Raw genomic sequence first — 18,025 nt, forward strand, 5'->3', positions numbered from 1 at the left:
AGAACCGGATGCCCTGCGGCCGTCTGCTACGAAGAACGCTCACTCATGCAATCAAAAAATCGGACACATGCCCGTTCGTGCCATCGGGCACCATTGCGATCTAAAAATCCAGTGTGTCCACCCGATTCGGCAAGTGCCGGATAAAGTGGACCGCCGGCTGACCACTCGCGCCCGGTGAAGACTTCGTCATCGACTACAGGGTCATCTGACGCATGAAATAGAAGCGTTTGTGTGCGGATTTTATCGAGCACATAGATCGCTGAGTTCTCGCGGTAGAATTGCTGCGCTTCCTCGTAACCGAGATGAGGTGCCGTGAATGTATCATCAAGCTCCCAAACTGAACCCGCCTTCTTAATTGCCGCTCGTTCATCATTGGAAAGCTCGGCGCCTTCACGTAGCAGCTCGTCTCGTTGCTTCTTCAGCAGGTACCGATCGAACATACGGTTTAGTCCACACCGGAGGTTTCTCGAGGTGACCTCCATATCCAGCGGTGCGGAGACACTTGCGGCAGCAGTGATCGGCGAGTCAGAACCCTTTTCTGCCAAGTATCGCAACAATACGTTCGCACCGAGCGAGAAAGCGACTGCGTTGAGGCCATGCCGGGTCCACTGTGGTCGTTCACTCTGTACAAATTCAACTAGGTGATTCAGATCGTCTGTATATCCGGGATGATGAAAGCGACTGCAATTGCGAGCAGAACTGCCAGCCCCACGGTTATTCCAGAGGACCACTGGATAGCCAGCCTGGATCAGTCGCTCTGCCATGCTTCGCATGTACCCGCTTCGTGCGTGCCCACCCATGCCGTGCAACAAAATGGTGGTAGGGCGGTTCGTTCTGCCCAGAGTCGGCAAATAGTAGCCGCTCATCACGTCCGGCGGTGTCTGGTCACCAGAAATTTCGAATGGCTCACAACCTTGGTGGGTGTCAATATCAAGCCCTGGGCGCAGTGACTTGATCGAAAGTGTTTGCAGAGTCCCACCAACCCAAAGCCGCGATGGTTCAAACGGATCTAGCCATTCGAAATTCTCAATTGCAAAGCGGCTTGTTAACCGGTCGGACATAACCGTTGCTTTCGTTGCAGGACCTACCAAAGTTCCTTCTAGCGGAACGAAACAACCGGCCCACTTACCAGACTGAAGGTAACGGAGTCCTTTGACTAATCGTTAAGACAGCAGTCCTATAGAACCACAATCAACGCGTGGATGACTCCGACAACCCAGAATCCGACCAGAGTCAAAACAATGTTCAGGATGAACTGCGTTCCCATGCCCTTGTCCATAAAGACAGCCAGTGGCGGGAGCAAGACAGCAAGAAGCACCTTCAGCAGAGTATTTTTATTGTTAACTGCGGTGGACATGATTTTTCCTTTTTAGATCGTATTCGTTGACGCACTGGGATTCGTCAGAGTCCCTGAAGTGAGTAGCGGGATGAAAAGCATTGCAAGCTTCACACCAGCGAGCGCTCGAGACGGAACCAGTGCAAGTGTCGCGCCAATTCATGCGACACAGCATTTCGGGGCGGGTTGCTACGCATGGCTGCTCGCAATCCCGCTTGCAATGCGCCGCCTACGAGGAGAGAAGTTGCCAAGACAACAACGAACACAACGATACTTTCGGTGTTCTCGATACCCGCATAGGATCCGCCTAGATCGCTGGAAACAAACTCATTTGCCTACGCCCCTCGCATTTTATGAACATTGCAACATCTTCCATGCCACTTCTGCAAGTCTTTCCTGCCGCGATGATCGAGCCTATTGCCGAATCATTTCGGCAGCTCATCACCAGATGGATTGTTGCGCCTCGAAGAATCATTCTAGGAGCGTTGCGGGCCACTGAACTAACCAAGCACCACAGTGCCTACCACCGACTCTTCGCCATCGCACGGTGGCCGATCGACCAAGTTGGTCTGAAAATGTTCGATCTCGTAGTCAATGATACGTTGGTCCACAAGACGGGACTGAAGGTATACGGTGTCGGCACGCACCGAGATGCCTGCCAAAGCTCCTCATGAGCAGCGTTCTGTCGGAACATGCGGCCGGCAAATCGTTGCATTTCATCGGCGATTCGGCGTACACCGGAGGTCGAATGCTCGACCAGATTCCCACCCACGTGCAGGTCACCCGAGCGTGAAGCCAAAGTCGTGGTGGTGGAGCATCTAGGCGGCGGGCGAGGCATGCAGCACGCTTCGTTCGCTGACATCCTTGCGAATCTACGCCAGGATTCACTGGCGAACGTGTGCAAAACGATTTTCTTAGCCGGCGACCCGCAGCGGGCTGTCGAGAAAACAATCAAGCCCCTCCGAGTCCTGCTGTCACTGGCTGCCTAAAACTGCGAAAGTCGAACGAACTCTCTATCCCACAAACCGCTACACGGCGGGGGCGAAATGACTTTAATCTCGACACTTATTGATCGCTCGTTGCTGATCTGCAACGCATGGCCTCGACAGCAGCAACCTGTCCGTGACGGGAAACCCACCAGACTGGCCTCGCACCCACCAATACCGTTTCGCTACGAGAGTCGAACTCGCCATATTCTTCTGTCAGAAGCGAGCCTGAGAGGGGACTCTGGCGAGCTCTACTGCGTTCGCCGCGCCCGCTGCTGCGTCAAACGAACGAGCCACCATCCGACCGTCACGACGATGACGAACGTGCTTATCCACCCGAGCGGTCCGGCAAGATCCCCATAGTTGTCGCCGAGCCAGTAACCGATGCCCGCCAATAGTGTCGTCCACAGCACCGTTCCGATCGCAGTGAACGCTGCGAATCGACCCAGCGGCATTTCCGCGAATCCGGCTGGCACGCTGATCAAAGTTCTTAGTCCAGGGATCAACCGGCACACCAGCACCGCAGTCGAACCCCAGCTTGCGAACCACTGATCAACTCGGTCCAAGTCGCGCGGAGCAATCGTCAGCCAAGCCCCGTGCCCTTCGATCCAGCTTGACAGCTTCTGTTTCCCGATCCACCGACCGACAACGTACCAAAGCATAGCGCCGGCAAATGACCCCGTACTGCCCGCCGCAACAACCGCCAAGAATGAAGCGTCACCTTGGCTGACCGAGTAGCCAGCCCAGGGCATGACGACTTCGGACGGGATTGGTGGAAACACATTCTCCGCAAGCATCAGCGCACCGACACCGATCACTCCGAATTGCTCTAGAACGTCTCGGATCCAGTGATCCATCGTGTCATCCTAACGAAAGACATCGCGTTTCAAATCAAAAACAGTACAGTGCCGCTCGCGCCGCATACATTGCCCCACCGCAAACGCGATGCCACCGTTTACCATGGTGAAGCGAACCTGAATTCGACATCATTTGTTGGCATGTTGTTTGCAGCCCTGAACGGAGTCGTACTCAACATAGGGAGCAACATCATGTCGAAGTGTTTGATCGCTGAATACGATACCAGTGCCGCTGCGAAACTTGCCTTGGAAGTCCTTGAGAAGTGTGGGTTCACGCTCAATCAAGTTTCCGTCGTTGCAAACGCAGATGATCCAGCCGCAGCTTATCTGAAGGACTTGCCGCGGAAAGACCCGCACGAGCAATCGGAGCAACATTCTGCCTCGGCCCCCGAGGGTCGCAGCACGTCGCTGGGCATGCTCATCGGCGGAACGGTCGCCGCGCCGATCGCCGCTGGGACGCTGGTGGGTCCATTCATCATCGCTGGACCGTTACTTGGGATGGCGATCGGTGCCGCTGTCGGCGGCTTGTTTGACATGGAAAGCTGGGGCGTCGAGCAAGATACGACCGCTGACTACCAGCAACGCGTGAAGTCAGGCTCCGTACTGGTGATTGTTCACGACGTCGACCAGCGCAGGCTAAGCGAAGCAAGAACAACATTAAACGCAACCGATCCTAAGTCCCTTTCGGCATATGTCCGCGACGGACGCGTTGGCGAATCGACGTGACGCAAACCTTTCCAACAGGAACCCGGCCATGAACTTCATCCGCATCCTCATCGCATTCATCCTGCCGCCCGTTTCGGTCTACATGCAATTCGGCATTGACAAACACTTTTGGCTCAACTGCTTGTTGACGCTATTGGGGTTCGTACCGGGCATCCTGCACGCGGTCTACATCATGGCTTCTCGCCCACCGGGCTTGGCGAAACTTGAATAGCTTTTGCATGACGGCTTTGTTCTTCGATGGTTGAATTACCCGGTCACACCTCCTCGTCCACAAAGATAATGTGGCGGAAGTAATGTTGCGACTCGAAACTCGCCCCAAGTGCTCCGATCAGCAAACCGATCGACGCGCTGAACAAACTCATCTTCATCTTTAGCAGCACGGTCACATCATTCGGCGAAAGGTCGGACGACGCGGCCCAGGAGGCAATCAGGCTGGACCCGAACAAGGAACTGCTGACGGTCAGACCAAGAAAGCACAACCACAACCACGTTACGACCATTCCCCCCACCACGATTCCAATTGCGGAAGCGGCCGTGACGATAGACTGCTCGCTTGGACGACGCCCATGGCGAACCAACAATTGCTGGCGAACGATGACGTAGCCGGTCGTCAACAGCCAAGCCGCAGTCGTCAACAATACGATGCATAGCCAACTTTCAGACAACGCTAAATCCCAGGCTTCCGCCGTCATCAGCAAGACGGCAACCGTTGACACCGATGCGAGAGTCAAACCGCTCAGGCGTCGCGGGAACTGCCAAGGACGCGCCGCGACAATCGCTTCGATGATCTCGCGGCGGTTGATCCAACCGGCACGCATCGCAAACGCGGGTCCACTGAGTCGATGTCCACTGATTTCTTCTAGTCGTTGGTCTGCGACCTCGGTGAACGACAGTCGTTGCTGCTCGACCTGACTCGCGGCCAGCGTTTCCATCGCGTCGAGATCTTTCGCATCGGCAGGATGCGACATCAGATTGGTTGGATCATCGCTCGGACCGAGTCCAGACAAGTGCGAAAGCGAATGCAGCATCAAACGGCTCAACCGGTACGCAACCCGCTGCACCCGCAATGTTTCGTCCATGGATTCCCCTACCGCGACGGGATCAATCAACGAAAAAGAGATGACTGCCGCATCGAGGGGGCGGCTGAGTGCCGCGGAGCAGTGAGCGGCGTAGTAGCGATCGAGATCAGCCGAAGTCAGCACGAACGAGTAGTCCCAATGCCGAAAGTCTCGTTCTTCAACAGCCCGCTGTAGCAAAACGCTCGGTTGCACGACATTCGCGTCTACTAGCTCGGGACGGCGGACGATGAACAGGTCGAACTCGAAGTCGGGGAAGTGGTTCAGTAGAAAGTTTCGCGTGCTCTGAACTGCGAGACTCGTGGCCTGTTCATCGACTTCATCAAGCAATCCTGCAATGATGATGCCGATTTCGATGAGCGGTTGCGATTGAATCGATTTCATAGTGGTGCTGGTCACGGGAAGGGAGGCGTCGAAATTCCTGATTCCCCGAAGCTCGAAGGAATTCTGGCCACCCCACTACAGTTTCTTCGGAAACTTACTCCACGCTTCGGGAGGGTTGGATGCGTCGTTCGGAATCAGCGCCATCATTAACAAAAACAGTCCGACGACAATGTGATTTTGATGAGCAGACGGCGGCGGCGTCCCCGCGAGTCGTCCCCAGGTGATCAAGCCAACAGCAACGAACAAAATCAGCAGGTGAGCATGCCGAGTAGGTCGCCAATACGAAAGCCCTGCCAGCGAGGCGATCAACAGGCTTATTCCTAGGTCTCCCCACATCAACGATGGGTCCGACGACGCGCGAAAGATCCAGGGGCTCGATGCCAGCCAAACCGCCGTCATGATTTCAACCACTCGTCCCCACATCAATCTACCTCCCGAGCCAGTAAAGTTTCAGCAGCCCGCTCGATTGCTTCATCGTGGTATCCCCAAAATGCCCGCCACAGCAGCCCCTTGTCGCGATTTTGGGTCCAGACTAGCCTCAAGTACGCCAACGAAGCTCGGACCTCGTCCCATGCCCAGTACACCAAAATCAAAGAGATGGACGCGGTGATCAAGCACAGAAAACACCAATCGCCAACGATGAACGCCTGACACAGCACCAAAACTACGCTGACGATCCCCAGGGGAATCACGTCAATGCCGAACAGGATCACCAGCCACGGTCGGTATTGCCAACGGCGTGTTGACCCGGCAAATCCAAGGATCGCATCGCCCAGATAAGCGATCACGCCGAGTGCAGCATCGTGGATCCCCAAGATTCCATACATTGTTTTGGCGGTGTCGGATTTCAAGACGCGATTGCTGCCCTGACCAAACACAGGGTCCCAAGTGGCTTCAATCAATCCCCACTGATACATCGACAGATGCGTCGAAATTGCCGCCGCAACGAACGCCAGCAGACAAATCGGAATTCGCTGACTCCACGCCGACGGATTGTGTTTGTAAGGAGGAACGTGAGCATCGAGATCAATCATGTCTGCAACCCGTTCTTGCGATACCACTGATCAGGATCGTCTTTCAAAGCCTGAGTCATTCTTGCAATTGCTTGATCGAGCCTGTGTTCTGGTTCCCAGTCAAGCAGTTCCTTTGCACGTGAGACATCGAACGCGTAGTGATCGTCGGCCATGTTGACCATGAACGGTTTGATAAACGCATCGCCGCCCGACAGCGTGTCAGTGACAGCCGCCCCGACTTTTGCGAGTAGCTTGGGGACGTAAAAAGTCGTCCACTCCTCGCCGTGCAATTGCTGCCCAATCAAATCCTGCAAAACTTGATACGAAACCGGCTCAGCTTCTCCAATCAGGATCGCCGTCTTCGATTCGATTGAATCACGTCGCTGGACCGTTCGCACGATCGCGTCGACCGCGTCATCGAGGTGAACGACGGACTGGCCAGCATCAGTATCGCCTGGAAAAAAACGTCCCTGAAAATCTTTTTCGTAGATTCGCTTGATCTGTTGGACCAGTGTGGGTTGGCGTCCGTAGTCGGTGTAGATACCGGCGATGCGGAGGAAAACCGAACGTACGCTGGGATGACCGTCACGGATCAACCGTTCGGTTTCGATTTTGCTTTGCGGGTAAGGCCACTTTGCTTCTAACGGGTCATCTTCGCTGATGTGTTCGCCGATTTTGCAGGGTCCGTGGACCAATGTCGTGCTGGTGAACGCAAACTGATCCACTTGAAAATCTTCGAGCTCGTTGAGCAGCCGATCGGTTCCGTTGATTGTGACCTGCTGATACAGATCGCTGTCCTGACCCGAAAAATCGTAATACGCCGCCATGTGAACGACGCTCGCCAGTTTTCCGCCAGTCAACTGATGAACCTTTTGCATCGCAGCTCGAACCGAGATCGAATCGGTAACATCACATTCGATGTCACGAACATAGTCGTGCTCTTTGGGTGGCTCCGGCCATCCGACACGGTCAAAGCCCAGGACCTGGTATCCAAGCTCAGTCAGAGAAGTGCAAACGGGACGACCGAGCAACCCAGAGCTACCGGTGACGATGACGGCGGGTCGATTCACAGACATTGTTTTTTCCACATCGAGTCAAAGGTGCGTCGAGGATGACCGAAGCAATTTCTATGCCGACGACAACGCCTGCAATCGATGCATCAGGGGATTTGCCAAAGTTGCTTTTCGCGGGGAAGTCTGGCGAATCTCCAGACTGAACATCGCCGAGCGAGGAATGCTGGAGCTGTCACGGCAAGCGACCATCACAGCTGGTAGTACTCGAATCCGACCCACCCCCGCCAAGCCATACGAAAATAGGAAGTTTCAACCGCTAGGTGGCATGAATATCGCTGTGAAATCCCTCAACAAACGCCCGATCGTACGACCGTGGTAAGCAGCGTGCATGAACCAAAGAACAACACCGCCGATCGACACCTTGTTCGTAAGGAGTCACAGGTCCTGGAAAAGGTTGAATTGTCGATTTTGTTGGCTACCCAGCAAAAAAGGGAGGGTACTTAATTTGCTGTCGCTCACCAAACCCACATCCGACGACATTGCTCGATTCCTACACCAGCAATCGAAACTCGATTTTAGCTATCCAGATGTCGGAGGAACCGAAAGAGAAGTACTGCCCAGTGGTTACGACCACAATCGAGTCGAGGAAGAGATTGGCTATCGAGCGTGCGATTTCCAAGCAGCGAGGTCCGCAATGTTGGCCTGGAAACACTTCGACGTCGGATGGGCAGAAGCTTTGCCAACGACAACGTCCATCCGCGAAGGAGAACATATCGCGATTTGCGCCCGCGTTCCCGGCGTCTGGGCATTGGCGGCTTGTCGTATCATTGATGTCTTCGACGAAGACTCGCCGTCAAGCAATCGCTTCGGATACTCGTTTGGCACGCTGCCTGGACATCCCGAACAGGGAGAAGAACGGTTCGAGATCCTTTGCGGTGCGGACAATATCGTGACGTACCGCATCACAGCATTCTTCCGGCCCAATTACTTGTCCGCCCGTCTAGCGTGGCCCTACTTCCGATATCGCTTCAATCAGTTTCGACGCCAGTCGACAGACGCGATGCGGTGCTGCGTCCAGAGCTCGACTGCCTTGAAGATTGATTCGATGGGTTCTCTGCCATGGTCGCATCGCTTTATCACCATGCAGACGGATTCGCATCACCGCTTATCTCAGCGACCCAAGTGATGCACTGAACGAAAAACTCTCCAGGCCGAAAAATGCTTTCATCGGGTAACGATTCAGCCATCTGGTCGAGAGTTCGATTCGAGCTGAATTTCACAACTCGATGCGTCGGCGCCGACTTGCTTTCGCCGGCAAATACTCATGTCGCGCTTCCGTTGTCGAATAAGCTAGCCAGTCGCTGTTCGGGAAACTCGCCAAAGCTCCTGTGCGCTCAACTCTAATCGGAGGGAAATCCGATGGTCTCCCTTCTCCTTAGCAGACAGATCGCGCGATGCCGCGAAAAAATCCCAAGCGGCTCGCTGCACGGTTTGGAATCACCGTGGCTTCCTATCGCCCACACTGCTGTGAGGAAAAGCGAAAATCGACGATCGACGATCGCTTTGCACGGCCAGCACCAAATATCGAGCGTTTTGGCGCAGCTTTTGCGTGCTGGTTAACTCGTCGGCACAGGTTCAATCAAGTATCGGTCACTGGTGGTTGTCGGCGCCCAAAGACCAAGCAAGGATTTCAAATGTTAAAGCTAACTTACCCCGTCGCGTTCGCTGCACTTCTGACGTTTGGCACCGCCGGTTGCGATGTTGAGCAGACTCGCGAAGGTGCGTTGCCCGATGTGGATGTGGATGTCGATGGCACTGCCGGCCAACTGCCTGCCTACGATGTTGATGCTCCCGATGTGGATGCGTCGATGGAAGAGAAAAAGGTGATGGTTCCCAAGGTTGTGATGGAGGAAGAATCGGTTTCGGTACCGGATGTCGATGTGACCCTTCCCAAAGACGAGTAGGGGGCACTTTGTAGCGGCAGGGAACAAGCCCTCTCGATATCACCGTAGTGGGATCCGCCAGACTTCCTCGTGCTTAGGAGTTCTGGCGAATCCCACCACGTCGAAACGCCATCCCTTCGCGAAGTGCCCACTGGGTAGCGAAATGGCGAACCGACTTCCTGTCAATCACTTCCGCTCAATCACGGCATTGGCAGTTGTTGAGGCAGTGATTGACGCAGTCGGGCTCGCGATCCAAATAATCGTCGGTTTGGTTCTAGGTGTTCTATTCCGTGTTGTTCTGACGAAGCTCCGGAATCAGAATCAGTAGCCAACGACACACATCACTCTGTGGAACGTTCAATGCATGCTACTCCTGTGAAACCACCACAGCCGATGCCAGACCCGCGGCCTAGGCCGATTCCGCCAACCGAGCCTTGGCCCAAGCCGAGTCCAAGTCCATTGCCGCCGGGCCCGCAGAGGCTGTGCAGGATTCAGGCAACGAGTGATCAATAGGCGTCGCGATTAGAATCTCACCTCTTTGCTCAATCGCGGAAGTGGATTCACTTTCGAACACGTGCAGCAATCCTGCAGAACGAGCCCCGGATCTGATTCGAACTGAAAGCAGCCAATCGCAAGCTCCACCTCGTCGCCAGAAACCGAACCGCCACGGACGGCGACCACCACAGCGGATACCAAGAAAATCGCCACGAAGACCGACTGGACCGACGCCATGACGATCAACGCAGTTGCAGGTCGCGAGACGCGAGATCGCACAGCCAGATGTAAATCTAACGCTGGATGCCGACTGCTCGGCTGGCGGCACATAAGATTCGCCATGTGCCCACCAGTGATGCTGCATTGATTCGGCTAACGGCAGCCATCACCGAGGACGGACAGTTGATTTTCGATTTGCAGACACAGGATGCCGCCCTCCGTTGCACGTCTTGACTACCCGCCAAACGGGTCGCGAACCGCACCACCAAACGGATCGTCGATTGGCCCAGTACCGAAAGGACCGTCATCCCCACCACCAAACGGATCGTCGATTGGCCCAGTACCGAAAGGACCGTCATCCCCATCACTGAACGGATCGCCGATTGGCCCAGTGCCGAAAGGCCCGTCATCCCCATCACTGAACGGATCGTCGATTGGCCCAGTCCCGAATGGACCGTCATCCCCATCACTGAACGGATCGTCGATTGGCCCAGTCCCGAATGGACCGTCATCCCCATCACTGAACGGATCGCCGATTGGCCCAGTCCCGAATGGACCGTCATCCCCATCACTGAACGGATCGTCGATTGGCCCAGTCCCGAATGGACCGTCATCCCCATCACTGAACGGATCGCCGATTGGCCCAGTCCCGAATGGACCGTCATCCCCATCACCAAACGGATCGCCGATTGGCCCAGTCCCGAATGGACCGTCATCCCCATCACTGAACGGATCGCCGATTGGCCCAGTCCCGAAAGGACCGTCATCCCCATCACCAAACGGATCGCGGATTGGCCCAGTCCCGAATGGACCGTCATCCCCATCACTGAACGGATCGCCGATTGGCCCAGTCCCGAATGGACCGTCATCCCCATCACTGAACGGATCGTCGATTGGCCCAGTCCCGAATGGACCGTCATCCCCATCACTGAACGGATCGCCGATTGGCCCAGTCCCGAATGGACCGTCATCCCCATCACTGAACGGATCGTCGATTGGCCCAGTCCCGAATGGACCGTCATCCCCATCACTGAACGGATCGCCGATTGGCCCAGTCCCGAATGGACCGTCATCCCCATCACCGAACGGATCGTCGATTGGCCCAGTCCCGAATGGACCGTCATCCCCATCACCAAACGGATCGTCGATTGGCCCAGTCCCGAATGGACCGTCATCCCCATCACCAAACGGATCGCCGATTGGCCCAGTGCCGAAAGGCCCGTCATCCCCATCACTGAACGGATCGCCGATTGGCCCAGTCCCGAATGGACCGTCATCCCCATCACCGAACGGATCGTCGATTGGCCCAGTCCCGAATGGACCGTCATCCCCATCACCGAACGGATCGCCGATTGGCCCAGTCCCGAAAGGACCGTCATCCCCATCACTGAATGGATCGTCGCGGGCACTTACGATCGACGGATCCAATGGTGCAAATACCGCAGCACCAAGTGCGAACACCGTCGTCGCAGCAACAGCAATCGCAAAGTTCGTCTTCATACCATGACCCTTGTGTTGATATTTGACTTCAGTCGAGCGGCGGCGGTGGTGGTCACACGGCCCTCGGACGCTGTGTTTCGAACTGTCAAATCAAGCGGACGCCGAAACTCCGTTACATCGGACGGCTACCCGCCCCCTGCGTGATCATCGAGCAAGGCGGCAATGCAGGCCAATCCATTCCGCTTTGGATCGACGGTGCCTGCGCTTTCTGGACGCCGAAGACCGGTGATCTCCACAGTCCGATGATAGACGATATCCGCTGCCGTTGCGCCCAAATTGCTTTCGGCGGCAACGATCGCACCTTTCCCACGGAACAGAAAAAGGTTCCAGGACTCATAAAAGTGGCGATCACTTCTGATTCGCCTGAAGCAGGACACCTGGAGCCATTAAAACTAGACGGGCTCCCCGGGCGATCCGCAGTCGATTCGCACGACGCACGGAGCGATTGATCGGGGGAAAGTGAAGACAATTCTGCAATGACCACGCTTAGGTGCGCCCTGTCCGCTGATGGATGACGCCTAGTTTGCAGGAAGGTCGAGCGTCAACGTCGATTGTTTGTCGGCCTGCGCAGCCTGGCCTCGCTTGAACCCAAGGAAGCCTGAATGCTAGACGACTTCAATCAGCGGCTCGCGATTGCGAAATCCAATTTGCGCCAAAAGAACAAGCTTGATTCGATGCTGCGTTCTACCCAAAACTCGCTTGCAGCAGCAAAGAGCAAGCGAACCAAGCTTCAACGCATCCTTGCGAAAGAACAGTCGGATGTGGATGCGCTGGAAGGAATGACCATCACCGGTTTGTTCCATGCACTGCTTGGCAGCAAACAACAGAGGCTGGAAAAGGAGCGGCAAGAACTTGTCGCAGCCAAGCTGCAATACGACCAAGCCGTCGATACCGCCAACGACCTTGGCGATGAAGCGATACGCTTGAAAGAAGCATTATCGCAGCTGGAAAATGCGGACGCCCAATACGAACAGGTGCTTGCCGAGAAGGCAGGACACCTCGCTGCCAACGAGAGCGAAATAGCGAGCACGCTGATTGAGCTCACGCATCAGATCGCTGATTTGACGGCAGACCAGAAAGAACTTGTTGAAGCCGCCGAGGCAGGACAGTCGGCACTCAGGTCGGTTGAAAAGATCCAAGCCACACTCGCGTCCGCCGCCACCTGGGGCGCACTGGACATGTTCGGTGGCGGATTGCTGACCACGATGGCCAAGCACTCGAAAATGGATGCTGCCAAAAATCAAGCCAGAATTGCACAACGACAACTGCTTCGATTTGAAGAAGAACTTGCGGATGCTGACCAGCGTCTTCAGCTGTCACTGAAGATCGATGGATTCTCGAAGTTTGCAGACTACTTTTTTGATGGCCTGATTTCTGATTGGATCGTCCAGTCAAAAATCCAGAAGGCAAAAGCCGAATGCTGCCAAACCATCTCTCGTGTGAAAACGGCACTTCGTCAGTGCGAAAGCCGCCTGGAAACCGTTCGCTCAGAAATCAACACGCTTGCCGAACGCAAAAGAGACTTGATCGAAGCTGCGTAATCACCCGACCTGACGCCGAAAATGAACCGTCATCGCGAACCGTTCCGTATGCTGCCATCGAAGCGACGCGGACCGCTATTGGCCAACGACTCCAAGGGCAAACAACACGCCAAACGCAGCGACCATCAGTCCCGAAACCATGTAAAACAGGTGCACCTTGTCGCCCCATAGAGGGCGTGAACGAAGAGCTAAAACGCGATACACAATGAACTCAGATTTCGTGAGGCCACCGGCAGACATTAGCAGCCCGATGACGATCATTGCGATTCCCAAAACTGTTTGCATTGCGATGACTCGTCTAAGAAGGATTGTGTGCTTGCCGTTGTGCGGACGAACAGCCAAGAAGAACAGTTTGAATTTCAGGCGGATACGGCCTGGTTTCACCGTTCCGCGGCGAACGAAGTTGATTCCCACCGCCGCGCGGCTGGTGACTCCGCGTGCCCTCCTATTGCGATGCCCCCTTCGTGACCTGGTACTTTTGCTGGACAAAGCCAAAGTCGTACCGCGTAGTTGCAATGCATGACAATTTAACATCCGTGGTCAACGAACCAAGCAGCGGAATGCCCACACCAAGCAAGAACGACCGTGCACCATCCAGTACGTGCCAGTGGCCTGTGTTTTCAATCGTACTTGCTTGGAAGCAAGCAGCCGCAGCGTCGAAGGCATGAACAATAGGGCCAAGCTGGCATTGAGAAAATGCCTACGGCTTCAAATCCTACGACACGATCGAATTCGCCCCGTATCACCGACCCCGGAAAGATTACCGAGCCCAATCCAACCCACCGATTCTGCTGACGCGACTAGGATACAGCGGCGTTTTGCGATGGCGGTATCGCGAGCACATCTTGGCCAGAGTCTCGCAAAACGCCTTCCGTCACACTTCCCATCAGTGCTCGGGCAATCATCGATCGACCGCACGTCCCAACGACAATCAATTCGGCCGAAAACGCATTGGCTGTCTCGCAGATCGTTTCAGCGATGCCGGCAGTGGCAGGTTTCAGAATCGTCGACATTCCGTTGGCATTGATCCTTTCCATGAATGAAGCAATCTCTTTGCCCGCGCGGTTTCGAACGCCAACGAGGTACGACTGTTTCTCATCATCGCTTAAGGACGCGCGGCTCATCAGAGGAGTCCCAGGGTCGCTGAACACATGCAGCAGAGAGACATTCAGCCGATCGAGTAGCCCAAGTGATTGGGCGGTGCGGAACGTTCTTTCCGAATAGGCGGACAGATCCGTCGCGACGATCGCTCGACGGTAGGAGCCTGTCGGAATACCGTTGGCCAACAAGACGGGCCGGTCTGCAGTTCGTATCGTTCGTTCGGCGGTTGTCCCGATCAAAATATCTCGCAACAGCTGCCGACGATGCGGACCGATGACGATCAGATCAGCACCGAGATTTCGTGCTGCCTGCGTGATTCCGATAAACGGATCACCGAGGACAACACGAAAGTCGCACTGCACCCCGTCGATCTCCTGCAGAGTTTGCGTCAGTTCCTCAAGAAGCTTGTCGGAAGCGTCTCGCTGCGCCTGCACGATCAGATGGGGTTGATCGTCATCGACGACGTGAACCAAGTGGAGCTTGGATCCAAATTCACGCGCCAGCAACTCCGCGCGACGGATCGCACGGTCCGAGCGTTCCGAAAAATCAGTCGCAACGACAATGGTCTTCATTCCCTACTCCTCTCGAGAGCGGTTGAGCACTTTTGTCGTCGCGTCGATCCATCGACGCACAGCGGATCCGCCAATGCCTCAAGTCGCTCTTGCTTTCCTCGGATCATCAATCCACTCAAGTGCTAGCGATCGCTTAACGACAGACGAACCGCCCAGAATTACTGCGGCACCACATCAACCATTTTCAAAAAAGCGTCGCCTTTCTTCGCGAGCTTCGCGGACTTGGAAAGGGTACAACGATTCACCAGCCGCGCATCGGTAGCGACGAAAGCACTTTTGATTCGTCTCATGCCGCAGTTTACTTTGCAGGCGTCGGAAGCTTCAAGGCGGTGACGAGGTCCAGATCACCTACCCAGTCGTCGATCGCATTCCGGTCTACGATCGCGTGATGCGATTCGCCTATCGATCGTTTCCCCCTATGCTCGGCACCCAACCCGACAAGTCCCCCCCCCCTGCATTCCTACTACAGGATGTCTTGTACAGGAACGATTTCATACTGAAACGACTCGGGATACAACGCCATGAACAGCAGCATCGCAATGGCGGGGATGACGAGCACCCAAAGCATCGTCAACACGACCTTGAAAACGAAGCGTTCCTCATCGGCGCGTTCTTCCTCGAACCGTTGCATTTGTTCTTCGAACGACAGTTCAACGCTTTGGTCGGAAGGCTTATGTTCCTGGCGATCCGGTCTCGTCGAATCTGGCTGAGCGATCAGGACAGGAATCATGACGTGAGTCTCCAGAGCAGGCGAGAAGCGTCCAGTACTTTGGCGAGATGGGGGAACCAAAGGTTCGTTGCGTTTCGTTACCGAGACGGTGATGCAATGCACGGGCCAATGCCGAAAAATCACGCATTTCGCGTCTGCAGCCTCGAGTTTACGACGTGCAAGCGTCACCGCTGGCGCCATGCGACAACTCCAGTTGACGCTTTGGAACTTCTGACGCGCGCGGCTGGCGATGCGAGTTCGATCGGTCGGCAGGTAGCCGTTATGGGTTAAACGGAAAGAGAAGCGGCACGATGGCGAGTGTCGCAACCAGAATCAGCAGTTGCAGCGGCACGCCTACTTTTAGAAAGTCACCAAAGCGATAGTTCCCCGCTCCGGCGACCAACGCGTTGATCGGCGACGCGACCGGTGTGGCAAATGCCGTTGACGCAGCCAGCGCAACGCCCATCAGCAATGGATAGGGAGAAACTCCCACCTGCTGGGCAAGCTGTAGTGCGAGTGGAGCGACTAGCACGCTGGTCGCGGTGTTCGAGATCGCTTGGCTCAGCAGCGACGTGACCACGAACAGCAGCAACAGAAGGATGGGCGGACTTGTTAGCCCCGGGCTTTCCACAATCGTATCAACGACCAAGTCAAGCGTTCCAGTCTTTTCCAGTGCAGTTGCAAGCGGCATGACAGAAGCGATCATGACAATGCTTTCCCAGTTGATGCTCTGGTAAACGTTCGATCCACGAAACGCACCGGTAAACACCATCAACGTGGCAGCGACAAGAACGGCGGTCACATTCGCCACCATGCCGGTACTCATCGCGATCAGCATCCCAAGCAGGATGACGACAACCCACCAGGCAGCAGGAGCAAGCGGTGCCTCGCCATCTTCTTCCTGCTCGCTGACCAACAAGACGTTGCTTCGCGACTTCCGCAACCTGTTCAACGCGCTTAGGTTTGCCGCGACCAACATCGTGTCGCCTGGGCCCAATGGAGTATCCGATGTCCGAGTGCTAACCGGCTGGATCCCGTCCTGCAGCGAAAGCACCATCGCTCCGTAAATCCGAAAGAAATCCACGTCCCGTACCGTTCGGCCAATGAACTCCGACCGTGGCGGAATGATCAGTTCAGCCAGATGCACTTCTCGGGGCAACGCCGTCGGTGATGGCATCAGTTCCATCTGCCCTTCCCGGACCAAATTTGCGATGGCGTCTTCGCTGGATGCTTTGACGAACAGGGTGTCACCGGGAAGCAGAAGTGTGTCAGGATCGCATTTTCGCACCACGGGGCCTCGCGATGCTGCTCCCGGCGCGGTTGGTGTGGAAACGGCGAGCACATTGACGTGAAAAGTGGTGCGAAGTCCGAGTTCTCGCAGCGTTCGCCCGGCAAACTTTGACCCGTCCGGGACCCTGACCTCGCGAATCTGACCGTCGACGCCATACGTGCGCATCAGTTCTGGACGGGATACGAACCCTTGATCACGCGCAAGGTCTCGAGCACCTGTTCGTTGTGTCGGGAGCAGGCGTGTGCCAATCGTACTCATGAACACGATGCCCACGGTCAGCATCAAAATCCCAGCGGGCGCAAAGGAAAAGAAGCCGAAGACATCGAGCCCAGCGTCCCGCAGTTCCTGATTGACGACCATGTTTGGCGGGGTACCAATCAGCGTCAGCATGCCTCCTAACGAAGCGCCAAACGCAAGCGGGATCAGCAGCTTTGTTGGCGAGACCTCGGCGCGACGGCCAAGGCTTAGGACGACCGGCAACATGACCGCCACGGTCCCAGTTGAACTCAGGAAAGCCGACAACAACGCGCTTGCGATCATCACGGTCACGGTTAGCTGGATGGTGGACGTGCCGCCAAGCCGGCCCAACCACCTGCCTGCAAGATCAGCGACCCCGGATTCCAGGATCGCTCCACCGACGACAAAGAGTCCTGCGATCATCAGGACCAGCGAGTTCGAGAACCCTGCCGTTGCTTCGGCCGGTGTCAGGATGCCAGTCAGCAGAAGTGCCAACATCGAAACGAACGCGACCACGTCTAGCCGAAAACGGTCCAATACGAAGGCGATGATTGTCGCCAGCAAGACGCCAGTCACGATCCAGATTTCAGTATTCATCTGGATGATGTTAGCCGCATCCCTACGGTTCTGTAAGCGTCCCCGCAGGTCTCGACGACATCACCGAAACAAGAGACTCCCTACGGAACCTGCAATCATTTCGTCAGCGATCCCGACACGCTCGACGCTTGCTGCGGAATGTCATTGAAACGACCAAGGATTCCTGCGAGGGCAGGAACCAAGGTGCCATGACTCTTTGCCCCAAAAAAACGTCGCGATTACGGGCTTCAAATGTGGGATAGGATTCCAGCCTGCCATATGCGATTCGGGGCATTGCGAGAGGGCATCAAGACGCACAGCACCACCCAGCAATCCCTCAGCGAAAGCACCTAATAAAGCCGCTGGAGCATTGGCAGACATCTCCGTGCATGCCGGCGCCGCACAACAACCTAGATCGCTGGTTATTGCTGGCGTGGTGGAAAACTGGGG

Annotated in this window: 18 protein-coding genes; 6 read left to right on the top strand and 12 right to left on the bottom strand. The window is 55.6% G+C overall.

The genetic code is table 11. The features are described 5' to 3' along the window. Positions 1–26: 26 nt before the first annotated feature. Both K227x_RS25225 and K227x_RS25230 read right to left on the bottom strand, forming a co-directional pair. Complete coding sequence (locus tag K227x_RS25225; RefSeq protein WP_145174519.1) at positions 27–1,061, bottom strand: YheT family hydrolase; 1,035 nt, start codon at positions 1,059–1,061, stop codon at positions 27–29. 116 nt (positions 1,062–1,177) lie between these two features. After that, positions 1,178–1,357, bottom strand: a complete 180-nt coding sequence (locus tag K227x_RS25230; protein ID WP_145174522.1) for a YqaE/Pmp3 family membrane protein — start codon at positions 1,355–1,357, stop codon at positions 1,178–1,180. Positions 1,358–1,710: 353 nt separating this feature from the next. On the opposite strand from K227x_RS25230, the gene K227x_RS30875 reads away from it, so the two are divergent. Continuing rightward, a complete protein-coding gene (locus tag K227x_RS30875; protein ID WP_218933517.1) occupies positions 1,711–2,010 on the top strand; it encodes a hypothetical protein in 300 nt (99 codons plus the stop codon). A 563-nt stretch (positions 2,011–2,573) separates the two neighbouring features. On the opposite strand, the gene K227x_RS25235 is transcribed toward K227x_RS30875, so the two are convergent. Then, entirely contained in the window at positions 2,574–3,179 is a 606-nt protein-coding gene (locus K227x_RS25235; RefSeq protein ID WP_145174525.1) for a DedA family protein, read from the bottom strand. 192 nt (positions 3,180–3,371) lie between these two features. On the opposite strand from K227x_RS25235, the gene K227x_RS25240 reads away from it, so the two are divergent. Both K227x_RS25240 and K227x_RS25245 read left to right on the top strand, forming a co-directional pair. Continuing rightward, positions 3,372–3,905 carry a DUF1269 domain-containing protein gene (locus K227x_RS25240; protein WP_218933518.1) on the top strand — a complete coding sequence of 178 codons (534 nt, stop codon included), beginning with the start codon at positions 3,372–3,374 and terminating at the stop codon, positions 3,903–3,905. 28 nt (positions 3,906–3,933) lie between these two features. Further along, a complete protein-coding gene (locus K227x_RS25245; RefSeq protein WP_145174531.1) occupies positions 3,934–4,116 on the top strand; it encodes a YqaE/Pmp3 family membrane protein in 183 nt (60 codons plus the stop codon). A gap of 43 nt (positions 4,117–4,159) precedes the next feature. On the opposite strand, the gene K227x_RS25250 is transcribed toward K227x_RS25245, so the two are convergent. From K227x_RS25250 to K227x_RS25265, 4 genes are read right to left on the bottom strand one after another with little or no spacing between them, the layout of a single operon-like run. Continuing rightward, positions 4,160–5,380, bottom strand: a complete 1,221-nt coding sequence (locus K227x_RS25250; RefSeq protein WP_246146237.1) for a hypothetical protein — start codon at positions 5,378–5,380, stop codon at positions 4,160–4,162. Positions 5,381–5,440: 60 nt separating this feature from the next. Next, a complete protein-coding gene (locus K227x_RS25255; protein ID WP_145174537.1) occupies positions 5,441–5,788 on the bottom strand; it encodes an SPW repeat domain-containing protein in 348 nt (115 codons plus the stop codon). Continuing rightward, a complete protein-coding gene (locus tag K227x_RS25260) occupies positions 5,788–6,399 on the bottom strand; it encodes a vitamin K epoxide reductase family protein (protein ID WP_145174540.1) in 612 nt (203 codons plus the stop codon). Before K227x_RS25260 ends, K227x_RS25255 begins: the two co-directional genes overlap by 1 nt. Then, the gene (locus K227x_RS25265; protein WP_145174544.1) at positions 6,396–7,454 is read right to left on the bottom strand and encodes an NAD-dependent epimerase/dehydratase family protein; all 1,059 of its coding nucleotides are present in this window, start codon (positions 7,452–7,454) and stop codon (positions 6,396–6,398) included. The genes K227x_RS25260 and K227x_RS25265 overlap by 4 nt, the downstream gene beginning before the upstream one ends. 442 nt (positions 7,455–7,896) lie before the next feature. On the opposite strand from K227x_RS25265, the gene K227x_RS25270 reads away from it, so the two are divergent. Beyond that, positions 7,897–8,577: a DUF1990 domain-containing protein gene (locus K227x_RS25270; RefSeq protein WP_246146239.1), complete on the top strand. Its 681-nt coding sequence runs from the start codon at positions 7,897–7,899 to the stop codon at positions 8,575–8,577. Between the two features lie 508 nt (positions 8,578–9,085). Continuing rightward, positions 9,086–9,355 carry a hypothetical protein gene (locus K227x_RS25275; protein WP_145174549.1) on the top strand — a complete coding sequence of 90 codons (270 nt, stop codon included), beginning with the start codon at positions 9,086–9,088 and terminating at the stop codon, positions 9,353–9,355. A gap of 767 nt (positions 9,356–10,122) precedes the next feature. Here the strand turns inward: K227x_RS25275 and K227x_RS25285 are convergent. Continuing rightward, complete coding sequence (locus tag K227x_RS25285; protein ID WP_145174555.1) at positions 10,123–11,457, bottom strand: hypothetical protein; 1,335 nt, start codon at positions 11,455–11,457, stop codon at positions 10,123–10,125. 693 nt (positions 11,458–12,150) lie between these two features. Here K227x_RS25285 and K227x_RS25290 point away from each other — a divergent pair. Next, positions 12,151–13,089, top strand: a complete 939-nt coding sequence (locus tag K227x_RS25290) for a coiled-coil domain-containing protein (RefSeq protein ID WP_145174558.1) — start codon at positions 12,151–12,153, stop codon at positions 13,087–13,089. Positions 13,090–13,164: 75 nt separating this feature from the next. On the opposite strand, the gene K227x_RS25295 is transcribed toward K227x_RS25290, so the two are convergent. From K227x_RS25295 to K227x_RS25310, 4 genes are all read right to left on the bottom strand, one after another. Next, positions 13,165–13,374 carry a hypothetical protein gene (locus tag K227x_RS25295; protein WP_145174561.1) on the bottom strand — a complete coding sequence of 70 codons (210 nt, stop codon included), beginning with the start codon at positions 13,372–13,374 and terminating at the stop codon, positions 13,165–13,167. Positions 13,375–13,889: 515 nt separating this feature from the next. Further along, positions 13,890–14,762 carry a universal stress protein gene (locus tag K227x_RS25300; RefSeq protein WP_145174564.1) on the bottom strand — a complete coding sequence of 291 codons (873 nt, stop codon included), beginning with the start codon at positions 14,760–14,762 and terminating at the stop codon, positions 13,890–13,892. A 463-nt stretch (positions 14,763–15,225) separates the two neighbouring features. Further along, positions 15,226–15,492, bottom strand: coding sequence for a hypothetical protein (locus K227x_RS25305; protein WP_145174567.1), 267 nt, complete (start codon positions 15,490–15,492; stop codon positions 15,226–15,228). Between the two features lie 259 nt (positions 15,493–15,751). Beyond that, positions 15,752–17,596 (bottom strand): SLC13 family permease, encoded by a 1,845-nt coding sequence (locus K227x_RS25310; protein ID WP_145174569.1) that lies wholly within the window; start codon positions 17,594–17,596, stop codon positions 15,752–15,754. Between the last annotated feature and the right edge of the window lie 429 nt (positions 17,597–18,025).

Source organism: Rubripirellula lacrimiformis, from assembly GCF_007741535.1.
In the GTDB taxonomy this organism is placed as follows: domain Bacteria; phylum Planctomycetota; class Planctomycetia; order Pirellulales; family Pirellulaceae; genus Rubripirellula; species Rubripirellula lacrimiformis.